The sequence below is a fragment of the Leifsonia shinshuensis genome (genome assembly GCF_031456835.1).
In the GTDB taxonomy this organism is placed as follows: Bacteria; Actinomycetota; Actinomycetes; order Actinomycetales; family Microbacteriaceae; genus Leifsonia; species Leifsonia shinshuensis_C.
In genome coordinates this window covers 3,669,379-3,680,702 of sequence record NZ_JAVDVK010000001.1, presented here as the reverse complement: position 1 = coordinate 3,680,702, position 11,324 = coordinate 3,669,379, and the positions used below count along the sequence as shown (strand labels likewise).

10 protein-coding genes are annotated in these 11,324 nt (G+C 72.0%); 6 read left to right on the top strand and 4 right to left on the bottom strand.

Annotated elements, in window-relative coordinates; translation table 11 throughout:
* Nucleotides 1-21: 21 nt before the first annotated feature.
* The 3 genes from J2W45_RS17940 to J2W45_RS17930 all read left to right on the top strand — a co-directional run bounded on the left by J2W45_RS17940 (nucleotide 22) and on the right by J2W45_RS17930 (nucleotide 4,902).
* A complete protein-coding gene (locus J2W45_RS17940; protein ID WP_310134625.1) occupies nucleotides 22-2,430 on the top strand; it encodes a cell wall-binding repeat-containing protein in 2,409 nt (802 codons plus the stop codon).
* Between the two features lie 87 nt (nucleotides 2,431-2,517).
* On the top strand, nucleotides 2,518-3,663 hold the full coding sequence (locus J2W45_RS17935) for a glycosyltransferase family 4 protein (protein ID WP_310134622.1): 1,146 nt from the start codon (nucleotides 2,518-2,520) through the stop codon (nucleotides 3,661-3,663).
* Between the two features lie 21 nt (nucleotides 3,664-3,684).
* A complete protein-coding gene (locus J2W45_RS17930; RefSeq protein ID WP_310134619.1) occupies nucleotides 3,685-4,902 on the top strand; it encodes an acyltransferase family protein in 1,218 nt (405 codons plus the stop codon).
* Here the strand turns inward: J2W45_RS17930 and J2W45_RS17925 are convergent.
* Nucleotides 4,879-6,138, bottom strand: a complete 1,260-nt coding sequence (locus J2W45_RS17925) for an acyltransferase family protein (protein ID WP_310134617.1) — start codon at nucleotides 6,136-6,138, stop codon at nucleotides 4,879-4,881. The genes J2W45_RS17930 and J2W45_RS17925 overlap by 24 nt on opposite strands.
* A gap of 138 nt (nucleotides 6,139-6,276) precedes the next feature.
* Between J2W45_RS17925 and purE the strand changes: the two genes are divergently transcribed.
* Together purE and J2W45_RS17915 are read left to right on the top strand one after the other, a co-directional pair.
* Nucleotides 6,277-6,780, top strand: coding sequence for a 5-(carboxyamino)imidazole ribonucleotide mutase (purE, locus tag J2W45_RS17920; protein ID WP_310134615.1), 504 nt, complete (start codon nucleotides 6,277-6,279; stop codon nucleotides 6,778-6,780).
* A 10-nt stretch (nucleotides 6,781-6,790) separates the two neighbouring features.
* On the top strand, nucleotides 6,791-8,149 hold the full coding sequence (locus tag J2W45_RS17915) for an LCP family protein (protein ID WP_310134613.1): 1,359 nt from the start codon (nucleotides 6,791-6,793) through the stop codon (nucleotides 8,147-8,149).
* Between the two features lie 27 nt (nucleotides 8,150-8,176).
* Here the strand turns inward: J2W45_RS17915 and J2W45_RS17910 are convergent, their stop codons facing one another.
* Nucleotides 8,177-9,316 (bottom strand): 5-(carboxyamino)imidazole ribonucleotide synthase, encoded by a 1,140-nt coding sequence (locus J2W45_RS17910; protein ID WP_396427099.1) that lies wholly within the window; start codon nucleotides 9,314-9,316, stop codon nucleotides 8,177-8,179.
* 119 nt (nucleotides 9,317-9,435) lie between these two features.
* On the opposite strand from J2W45_RS17910, the gene J2W45_RS17905 reads away from it, so the two are divergent.
* Nucleotides 9,436-9,975, top strand: a complete 540-nt coding sequence (locus J2W45_RS17905) for a GtrA family protein (protein WP_310134611.1) — start codon at nucleotides 9,436-9,438, stop codon at nucleotides 9,973-9,975.
* On the opposite strand, the gene J2W45_RS17900 is transcribed toward J2W45_RS17905, so the two are convergent.
* Both J2W45_RS17900 and J2W45_RS17895 read right to left on the bottom strand, forming a co-directional pair.
* The gene (locus J2W45_RS17900) at nucleotides 9,937-10,494 is read right to left on the bottom strand and encodes a PH domain-containing protein (RefSeq protein ID WP_310134610.1); all 558 of its coding nucleotides are present in this window, start codon (nucleotides 10,492-10,494) and stop codon (nucleotides 9,937-9,939) included. The two genes, J2W45_RS17905 and J2W45_RS17900, sit on opposite strands and share 39 nt — an antisense overlap.
* A gap of 6 nt (nucleotides 10,495-10,500) precedes the next feature.
* Nucleotides 10,501-11,262 (bottom strand): biotin--[acetyl-CoA-carboxylase] ligase, encoded by a 762-nt coding sequence (locus J2W45_RS17895; protein WP_310134609.1) that lies wholly within the window; start codon nucleotides 11,260-11,262, stop codon nucleotides 10,501-10,503.
* Nucleotides 11,263-11,324: the final 62 nt, after the last annotated feature.

Here is an 11,324-nt window from a genome sequence, read left to right as displayed (position 1 = left end):
CCGGCTGACGAGGGACCTTCCGTGAATCGAGCACTCACTTTCGCCGTGGCGGCCGCTGCGGCGTTGGCCGTCATCGCGCCGGCGCCGGCGTTCGCCGCGACGGCCGGGTCCGAGCGCCGAGCGACGGTCGCCGCGGTCACCGCGCCGGCTCCGGCGACGGCCGATCCGGGCAGCGCCTCGCCCTCGGACGCCACGCCGCCCGCTCTGCCCCAGCTGCACCGCCGCTCGGCCGGATCGTTTGCGGGAGCCGCGGCGAAGCTGGCCCCGGAGGTGGCGAAGGCCGTCCAGCGCGACCTGGACATCTCCCCGGCCGAGTACCTGGCACGCGCAGCAGCGGCCCAGGACGGCGACGCCCTGGTCGATGCCCTGCGCGCGCGGACCGGCGCCCGCGTCGCCGCCACCCTCGATGGCACCGCTCTGACCGTCTACGCCTCCGACGCGCGAACCGCCGACCTCGCGCGACAGGCCGGGGCGACCGCGGTGGTCGGCTCGGCTCCGCAGCATCCGGTGGCCCCGCTGACGCTGCACCCCCTCGCGGGTGAGGTGTACGGCGGGGAGCCGTACCTGATCCCGGCGACAGCCGGCAGCTACCGCTGCTCGGCCGGATTCCCCGGCTTCGCCCTGGCGACCGGAGCGCCGCAGCTGCTGTCCGCGGGCCACTGCGCGATGGCGGGCTCCAGCGCCACCTACGAGCTCTCCATGCCGGGCGGTCCGTACGTGACGACAGGCTCCGACGGCACGGCCGTCGGACCGCTGGGGGCCTGGATCCCCGGTGCCGTCCAGTTCGGGAACTACGGCGACTCGTCCCTCATGTCGCTCACGGCCGGCCACTCCTCGCAGCCGTCCGCCCTCACCTGGGGCGGCGGAGCCGGGGCTCCGACCGCGACAGCGCCCATGACGGTCACCAGCGTGGCGGCGGCCGTGGTCGGCGCTCCGCTCTGCAAGAGCGGCTCGACCACGGGATGGACGTGCGGCACGGTCCTCGACACCGACACCACGGTCTACGTTCAGGACGAGCAGGGCACGCACACCGTGAACTCGATCATCGCGTCGACCTGCGCGGACCACGGCGACAGCGGCGGCGCTGCCCTCATCGGGAACGCGGCCGTGGGTGTCGTCTCCGCCGGACCGGACGTGGCCTGCTCCGACCCCGACTACTACACCGCGTTCTACCCGATGGCGTCGTCCACGGGCGGCTCGAGCGTGACCTCGCGCTACGCCTCCACCTGGGAGCCCGCGGTCTCCGTGTCCGCGACCGTCGCCGTCACCTCGCTGCCCGCGACGAACCGCGTGTCGCAGGGCGGCGTGATCTCGGGGACGATCAGCGGCGCGACCCCCGGGACCACGGTCCGTCTCCAGCTCGCGAACGAGGCCACCGCCCGCGTCGCGACGGTCGTGAACGGCGCCTGGTCCGTCTCCCTGGTCGGCGCCCCGACCGGCGCCACGACCTTCACCGCGCGCGCCGCGTACGGCACCTACTCGCTCGGAGCCGCCGTCTCCGGCCCGTTGTCGATCGTGCCGATCCCGACCCAGCGGGTGGCCGGCTCCGACCGCTTCACGACGAGCGTGCAGATCGCCCAGCAGGCCTACCCCACCACCGCGGACGTCGTCTACGTCGCGACCGGCCTCAACTACCCGGACGCACTGAGCGCTGGTCCGGCCGCTGCGAAGCAGGGCGGACCGCTGCTGCTCGTCGGGTACACGCTCTCGGACGCTGTCCGCAGCGAGATCCTGTCGCTCCAACCGAAGAAGATCGTCATCGTCGGCGGCGTCAACGCCGTACCGCCCGCGGTCGAGGATTCGCTCCAGCAGGTGGGACAGCAGCTCAGCGCCACCGTGTCGCGCGTCGCCGGCGTCGACCGCTTCGACACCTCCCAGCGGCTGGCCACCCTCGCGTTCGGTGGCTCGATCCCCTCCGCGTACGTCGCGACCGGCACGAACTTCCCCGACGCCCTCGCGGCGGGTGCGGCCGCGGGTGCGCACGGCGCACCGGTCCTCCTCGTGAACGGCGGCGCCGGAGGGATCGACGCCGGCACCACCGCCTTCCTCAACGCGAAGGGCACCACGTCGGTCATGGTCGTCGGAGGTCCGACGGTCGTCACACCGGGCGTGGCCTCGGGCCTCGCGGCCAACGGCCGCACGGTCACGCGGTACTACGGCGGGGACCGCTTCGAGACGGCGGAGGCCGTCGGGCGCGGCGCCTTCCCCACCTTCACGACGGCCTATCTCGCCAATGGCTTCGGGTTCCCCGACGCGCTGGCGGGCTCCGCGCTGGCGGCGAGCAAGGGCGCGCCGCTGTTCACCACCAACGGCAGCTGCGTGCCACGCTCGGTCCTCGGCGATCTGGCCGCGCAGAACACCGGAATGGTCTACCTTCTGGGCGGGACGTCCGTGCTGAGCCCGGGCCTGCAATCCCTCCCCGCCTGCTGATCTGCGAAGCCGGCGCCCAGGGTCTTCCTGGGCGGCTCGTGGTTTCATAGGAACCTGGACGAGCCGGCGCGTGGAGACGGGAGCAGGATGACCACCCTCAGAGTGATCGTCGACGACCTCGTCGGCGACGAGCCGCGAGGGACCCGCCGCTACACGGAGGAGCTCACCCGGCAGCTCATCGCCACGGCCCCCGCCGGGTGCGATGTCGAGGCCATCGTCTCCGCCGTGACCGAGGAGCAGCTCGCCCGCGTGAACGACCGGCTCCCCGGCGTCGCCACGGTCACCCGGCTGTCGGTGGGCCGTCGGGAGCTCGCGCTCGCCTGGCAGTCCGGCCTCTCCGTCGGCGGACCGCTCGGGATGCTGCACGCGCCGACCCTGCTCGCGCCGCTGCGCCGCCACGAGCGCGGCGACACCACCCAGCAGCTCGCCGTGACCATCCACGACACCCTCGCCTGGACGCATCCGGCGGCACTCGGCCAGACCGCCACCGCCTGGACCAAGGCGATGACGCGCCGGGCCCGCCGCTTCGCGGACGCCGTCGTCGTGCCGACCCACGCCGTCGCCGACCGGCTCTCCGAGCGCTTCGACTTCGGCGACCGCATCCGGGTGATCGGCGGTGCGCCCGCCACCACCCTCCGCCTGCCGGAGGACGCAGACGAGCGCGCGGAGCGCCTCGGCCTCCCCGAGCGCTACGCGCTGACGCTCGGCACCATCGAGCCGCGCAAGGGCGTCGCCGACCTGATCCGGGCCGTCGCGCGGCCCGAGGCGCACGACATCCCGCTCCTCATCGTGGGGCCGGACCGCCTCGGCGAGACGTCCGCCTCCGGCGTCGCCGCCGCCGCGGGGCTGCCGGAGGACCGGGTGCGAGCGCTCGGCCGGCTCGACGACCCCGACTTCGCCGTAGTGCTCGACCGCGCCACCCTCTTCGTCTTCCCCAGCCGCGCCGAGGGCTTCGGCCTCCCGGTCGTCGAGGCGTTCAAGTTCGGGCTGCCGGTCATCCACTCGGACGACCCCGCCCTGGTCGAGGTCGCCGGAGGCGCGGGCCTCGCGGTCGAGCGTCCCACCGCGGACGGCGACACCGGCTATCCGGAGCGGCTCGCGGCCGCGATCGCGCGGGTGCTCGACGATGCCGAACTGAGCGCCCGCCTGCGCGTGCTAGCCTCGGACCGCGCCCGAGCGTTCAGCTGGCGGGACTCCGCCGAGCGCGTCTGGCAGCTCCACGCGGACCTCTGACCCCCGGTCACCCTCACACTCATGTCACCTGCCACTCCGACCTCCGTCACCCCGTCGGCCTCCCGCCTCACCTCGCTGGACGGCCTGCGCGGCATCGCCGCGCTCATCGTGCTGGCCCACCACGCCTCGCTGCTCACCCCCGCCATCTCCGCCGCGTACATCGCGACGCCCGGGATGAGCGGACCGGTCGCGGGCAGCATCGGCTGGTGGTTCACGTACACGCCGCTGAAGATCTTCACCGCGGGTCCGGAGGCCGTGGTGGTCTTCTTCGTGCTCTCCGGCTTCGTGCTCAGCCTGCCGGTGCTCGGACCGCGCGCCTTCGACTGGATGTCGTACTACCCGCGACGCATCGCCCGGATCGGCGTCCCCGTCGTGGGCTCGCTGCTGTTCGCGACGGCGCTCGCCCTGCTCGTCCCGCAGCTCCCCCAGCACGCCATGAGCTCGTGGGTGTCGACCACCTCGGTGCCGCCGCCCTCGTTCTGGGATGTCGTCCACTACCTCGATCCGAGCCTGGGCAGCTGGTTCATCAACAACCCGCTGTGGTCGATCTACTGGGAGATGGCGTTCTCGCTGCTGCTCCCGGTGTTCGTCGGGCTCGCCGTGCTGCTGCGTCGCTGGTGGCCGCTGCTCATCGCGCTTGTGGTCGCGATCGTGATGTGCGGCTTCTTCGCGAACGCGCCGGCGTTCCGGTACCTGCCGGGGTTCTTCCTCGGCGCCGTCGCGGCCACGCAGCTGGAGCGCATCCACCGCGCGGGCGCTGCTCTGGCGGCACGCCGCTGGGGCTGGCTGGTCTGGCTCGCCGTCGCCGTGGCGTCCGCTGTGCTGCTCGTCGCGCACTGGATGACCACGTCGTCGACGCTCGCGGTGTGGCTCCAGGCGCTCCAGCCGGTCGCCGCCCTCGGCCTCCTGGTCTGCTGCCTCGAGTGGCGGCTGCTGGCCCGGGTGCTGTCGCACCAGCCGTTCCGCTGGCTCGGCATGATCTCGTTCAGCCTCTACCTCGTCCACGTGCCGATCATCGTCACGTTCAGCTACCTCTTCGGCAGCTGGGGCCCCACGCGCGTGGCCGCACTCGCCATCCCGACGGCTCTCGTCGCGGGGTCGCTGTTCTACCTCGCGGTGGAGAAGCCCGCGCACCGGTTCTCGAAGCGGGTGGGCAGCACGGTGGGACGCGCCTTCGCGGCGCGTGCCGAGCCCGCCGGGGCGCCCGAGCGGGAGTTAGCGCCGAGCGTCCGCGACTGAGCCGGCCTCGCGACCGGCCGCGGGCTCCTCCGTGGTCCCGGACTTCGCCTCCGGGGTGGCGGCCTCGTCGCGGCCGAACCAGGTGCTGTAGCGCTTCGAGGCCCAGACTCCGGCCGCCTTCGCCCAGCCGTGGCTGCGCTTCTCGATCAGCCAGGTGAAGCCGACCGCAACCACCACGGCGACGGGGATGCCGAAGATCAGGGCGACGTACCACGGCTGGTCGGCGAACAGGTAGGTGCTGAAGATCAGGATCGGCACGTGCACCAGGTACAGGCTGAACGAGATCGTTCCGGAGAACTGCACCGGCCGCGTCTCGAGCGTCGCACGCAGCGGGCGCCATCCGAGGGAGACGACCACGAGCCCCGCCGCGGCGAGCGGCACGAGCCCCTTCAGGACCGCGTCCAGGTCCGGCATGTCGGCGATACTCGGGCCGACGAGCCACGGAGCGATCAGGAGCAGGAGGCTGGCCACCGCGAGCGCCGCCCAGAGCGGGTGGCGGTACCAGTGCGTGTTGATCCGGTCCGCGACGTTGCGCACGGCGTCCAGACGGACCGCGATGACTGCGCCGACGAAGAACGCGGGAAGGTACTGCAGCTCGCCGGAGTCGGCGTGCACGCCGAGGTACGTGAGGGCGCACGCGGCCGCGAGACCGCCGATCCACCACTTCCGCACCGCGAGCGCGAGGACGGCGAAGATGGGCAGCGCCAGCGAGAAGACCAGCTCCCAGCGCAGGGACCACAGCGGGTTGTTGATCTGCCCGTCGCCGCCGAGCAGGTCCCAGCCCTTGACGATGTACTCCCAGCCGAAGTTCGGGGTGGAGGAGTCGCTGAGCCACGTACCGTCGGGCTGCGTGGACTTCTGCGGGATGGCCATGACCCACACGGCGGCGAGCAGGACAGACGCCATCACCGGCACGAGGAGGCGGACCGCACGGCGCGGGAAGTACGCGATCCAGTCGAACCCGCGCTTGCGGATCACCGGGAGCGTGACGACGAGTCCCGAGAGCACGAAGAAGACGATCACCGACTCGACGCCGGCGGTGAAGAGCTTCAGCGGCGTGTAGCTGATCCACCACATGGCCGAGCCCACCGGCGCCGATCCGCTGCCGGGTGCTCCGGGGAAGTCGGGGTTCGTGTACATCGCGTGGTGCAGCAGCACGACCACTGCCGCGAGACCGCGCAGACCGTCGAGTGCGGCCAACCGGCCGCCCGTCGCCTGTTTCGTCTTCTCTTCCACCCTCACACCTGTACCCGTCATAGGCGGGAGACGCTACGGGGTTGCTCTGGGCAGTTCCTGTGACCTGTTCAGGGGTCAGCTGGGTGCGCTCCGCGTGGCGCGCGGGCCGCGCGCGGAGCGCCACCTACCATGATCGCTATGCCTGCATCCCCCTCTCCGCTGGTCTCCGTCGTCATGGGGTCCGACTCCGATTGGTCGGTCATGCAGGAGGCGTCCCGCGTCCTGAGCGAATTCGACGTCGCCCACGAGGTGGAGGTCGTCTCGGCCCACCGGACGCCGGAGAAGATGATCGCGTTCGGCAAGGCCGCCGCGTCGCGCGGCGTGAAGGTCATCGTCGCGGGAGCCGGCGGAGCGGCGCATCTGCCCGGGATGCTCGCCGCCGTCACCACCCTGCCCGTCGTGGGCGTCCCCGTGCCGCTCGCCCGCCTCGACGGCCTGGATTCGCTCCTCTCGATCGTGCAGATGCCCGCCGGGGTCCCGGTCGCGACCGTGTCGATCGGCGGCGCGCGCAACGCCGGCCTGCTGGCGGTGAAGATCCTCGCCACCTCGGACAGCGCGCTCGAGCAGCGCCTCGCGGACTTCGCCGCCGACCTCGAGGCGAGCGTCGAGCAGAAGAACCAGGCCCTCAAATCCCAGCTGTGAGCCCGACGTCATGACCATCGCCACGCCCCTGCGCCACCCCGACGCCTCCTCGTCGCACACCATGACGAAGCGCGGCTGGTGGCTGGTGACCATGAACGTGCTCCTCCCGGGTTCCGCCCAGCTCGTCGCCGGCAACCGCACGCTCGGCCGCGTCGGCGTCCTGTCCACGCTGCTGCTGTGGGCGCTCGGGATCGTCACCCTCGTCACCTACCTGATCGCTCCGCAGGCCGTCTACACGCTCTTCACGCAGGCCGGCAGCCTGACGCTCGTGCAGTCGCTGCTGATCGCGTACGCGGTGCTGTGGGTCGTGCTGACGCTCGACACGCTGCGACTCGTCCGGCTGGTGCGCACCGCTCCGCGCTCGCGCGGCTGGATCGCGGCGTTCTCCGTGCTGGTGCTCGTCGGCGTCACCGGCACGGCGGGGTACGCGTCGATGGTGGCGGGGTCCGCCCGCGGCGCGCTCGGCGACATCTTCTCGGCCGGCCCGTCCCAGCCCCCCATCGACGGCCGCTACAACATCATGCTGCTCGGCGGCGACGCCGGCCCCGACCGCGACGGGCTGCGCCCGGACAGCATGTCGATCGTGAGCGTGGACGCGAGCACCGGCCAGGCCGTGACCATCGGCCTCCCCCGCGACCTCGACCCCGTGCCGTTCCCGAAGAAGTCGCCGCTGCACGCCCTCTACCCCGACGGCTACGGGTACAAGGACCGCTGCGACGTCGACGTCTGCCAGCTGAACTCGATCTACACCGAGGTCGAGCTCTACAAGCCCAAGCTGTACCCGGACGCGGCGAAGAACAACAGCGAGCCCGGCATCGAGGCGATGCGCGACGCGCTGGAGGGCGCGACCGGCCTCACCATCCAGTACTACGTGCTCATCGACATGCAGGGCTTCGCCGACCTGGTGGATGCGGTGGGCGGCGTCGACGTGACCGTGAAGGACCGCATCCCGATCGGCGGGGACGAGAACCTGAACGGCGTCGTCGAGTGGATCGAGCCGGGCAACCGTCACCTCGACGGCTACCACGCGCAGTGGTACGCCCGGGCGCGGCACGGTTCGAGCGACTACGACCGGATGGCGCGTCAGCGCGAACTGCAGGACGCCATCCTGAAGCAGGTGAACCCCGTGAACGTCGTGTCGAAGTTCCAGGACATCGCCAAGGCCGGCGCCCAGGTGATGAAGACGGACATCCCGCAGTCGATGCTCGGCTACTTCGTCGACCTGGGGCTCAAGACCCGCAAGCTGCCGGTGCAGCAGCTGGAGCTCGTCCCGCCGACGATCGACCCGACGGACCCGGACTACACGCAGATCCGCCAGCTCGTGCAGCAGTCGCTGCACCCGGCCACGGCGAAGCCCGCCGGCAGCTGACGCCGCCGACGCCGCCGGCCGAGGCGCTCAGCCCTCGAAGAAGGCCGCCGCTGCCCGCGCCCGGTACACCACGTCGTCGAGGTCCTCGCCGCTCACGGTGACGTGCCCGACCTTCCGGCCCGGCCGGGGCGCCTTGCCGTAGCCGTGGAACTTGGCTTCGGGATGCGCGGCGAGCGCGGCCGGGTAACGGTCCTGCAGCGTCCCTTCGGACGGCCCGCCGAGGATGTTCACCATCACGGACCAGTCGGCACGCGGCTCCGTGGAGCCGAGCGGCAGGTCGAGGACGGCGCGCAGGTGCTGCTCGAACTGCCCGGTCACCGCGCCCTCGATCGACCAGTGGCCGCTGTTGTGCGGGCGCATGGCCAGCTCGTTGACGAGGACGCGACCGTCCGTCGTCTCGAACAGTTCCACCGCCAGCACACCGGTGACGCCGAGACCCTCGGCCACGCGGCGCGCGATCTCCTCCGCGGCCTCCGCGACGCGGCCGGTCGCGCCGGGGGCCGGCGCCAGCACTTCGGCGCAGACGCCGTCGCGCTGGACCGTCTCGACGACCGGCCACGCGGCGATCTCGCCGGAGGGCCGCCGTGCGACCAGCTGCGCGAGCTCGCGGCGGAACGGCACCAGCTCCTCCACGAGGAGGGCGCCGCCGCGGCCGTCCTCGGCGAGCGCCAGGAACCAGTCGTCCGCGCCGGACGCGTCCGAGACGCCCCGGACCCCCTTGCCGTCGTATCCCCCGCGGGCCGTCTTGACGACGGCCCGTCCGCCGTGGTCCGCGAGGAAGGCGCCGAGCTCGTCGGCCGACTCCACCGCGGCCCAGTCGGGGACCGGCAGCCCCAGCTCGCTGAGCTTCGCGCGCATCTGCAGCTTGTCCTGCGCGTAGAGGAGGGCATCCGGACCGGGATGCACGGGGATGCCGCGCGACTGCAGCTCGCGCAGGATCGCCGGGGGCACATGCTCGTGGTCGAAGGTGATCACGTCGACGGTCTCGGCGAACGCGAGCACCGTGTCGAGGTCGCGGTAGTCGCCGACGCCGGTCGCGGCGAGGTCCGCGCTCATGCCCTCGGCCTCCTCCAGCACGCGCAACTCGATGCCGAGCTCGACCGCCGGGGGGATCATCATCCTGGCCAGCTGACCGCCGCCGATCACGCCGATGATGCGATTGGGCATGGGCTCTCTGCTCCTCTGATACTTTTCATCCTGGGCCGGGGGATTCACAGGAACGCGAAACCTGTCCCGCGTACTGTGACGACAACACAGACCATCTTCCCGCATCTCCAGGCAGGGGCATGACGACCGAAACCGCGACACCGGCGCACAAGGCGCGTCTCCTCCCGCAGCTGATCAAGTTCGGCGCGGTCGGCGCCGTCGGCTTCGTGGTGAACCTGGTCGTGTTCAACGTCCTGATGGTCGTCGTTCTGGTGAACGTGCCGCACAAGACGCTCTACGCCACGGCCATCGCGACGCTCGTCGCCATCGGCGCCAACTGGCTGGGCAACCGCTACTGGGCGTTCTCGAGCAACCGGAGCGACAACGCGACGCGCGAGGGCGTCGAGTTCTTCGTCGTCAGCCTCGCCGGCATGGCGATCCCGCTGCTGTGCGTCTGGGTGTCGCACTACCTGCTCGGGTTCCAGAGCCTGCTGGCGGACAACATCGCCAACAACGTCGTGGGGCTCGCCCTCGGCACCGTGTTCCGGTTCGCCTTCTACCGCTGGTGGGTGTTCTCCCCCGACCGCGCCGCGTCGAGGGCGAAGCGCGCGGGCCGTCGCCGCCCGATCACCGGGTCGACGCTAGCGGCTGCCCCAGACCGTGGTCTCGTCGGAGACTGACTCCGACTGCTGACGGCGGACGGCGACCACCGTCTGCGAGTGGTCCATCAGCTCCGACAGCGCGCGCTGCACCTGGTCGGCCTTCGGCACGTCCTTGAGCACCACCGGATGCTCCAGCCCCGAGTTGATCAGCACGTCGCCGGAGCGGAACAGGCTCTGCAACCAGGTGCGCCGCACCGACACGTCGTAGCCGCGGCTGTGCAGCAGCTCCTGCCGCACGCGGACGAAGAAGCCGTGGCGGAGGATCAGGCGCCGCGTCGTGATCGTGTACCGGCGGCTCAGCCACGCGGCCAGCGGCAGCAGGAACAGCAGCAGCACGACGGCGGCCGCGGCCGACCACAGCAGCACGATCTCCCACACCTCGCCGACCCGTCCGGCGAGGTAGCCGACGGCCCCGGCGGCCACGATCAGCACCAGGCTCGGCCAGAACAGGCGCCGGGCGTTCGACCGCAGCCGGGCGATGACACGCTCGGGTGGCTGGGCGGGCTGCGCGGCGGTCCCGTCCGGGGTGCTGGTCATGCTCAATTAATACCGCAGGTGCGTCACGTCGCCCGCTGCCACCGCGGTGCGGCCCGCATCCGACTCGACGATCAGCCGGCCGTCCTCGTCGATGCCCACCGCCGTGCCGAGCAGATCGTCGCCGGAGGGCAGCTGCACCCGCACCGGCCGGCCGATCGTGTGGCAGGCCTCGACGACCTCGTCGCGCAGCGCGCTCCGCAGCGGGTCGCCGCTCGCGGAGAGGAAGTCGCGGTAGAGGGTGGTGAGCTGGATGAGGTACGCCGACAGCACGCGGTCCGCGTCCTCGTCCTCGGCGCCCGCCAGCCGGAGCGATGTGGAGGTGTCGGTGGGCAGCTGCTCGCGCGTCTGGGCGAGGTTGACGCCGGCGCCGATGACGAGCCCGGACATCCCGGGCAGCAGCTCGGCGAGGATGCCGCACACCTTGTCCCCGTCGATCAGGACGTCATTGGGCCACTTCACCTGCACGCCGCCCGGGACCAGCGGACCGAGTGCGCGGCTCATGGCCAGCCCGGCCAGCAGCGGGAACCAGCCGTACGCGGTCGGCGGGAGCCCGGCCGGCTTGAGCAGCACCGAGATCGCAAGAGCCGTGCCCGGCGGCGTGACCCACACCCGGCCCAGGCGCCCGCGGCCGCCCGTCTGGTTGTCCGTGACCAGCACCGCGAGGTCCGGCAGGTCGCCGGCGCGCGCGCTCAGGACGTCGTTGGTCGAGCCCGCCTCGGGCAGCACCTCGAGGACCGGGACGATGGATCGGCTGCGTCGGAACTCCACGCGCCCAGTCTCTCGCACTGGGACTCTCCGCCAGCGCAGGCGGGCGGATTTGTAGGGTTTCG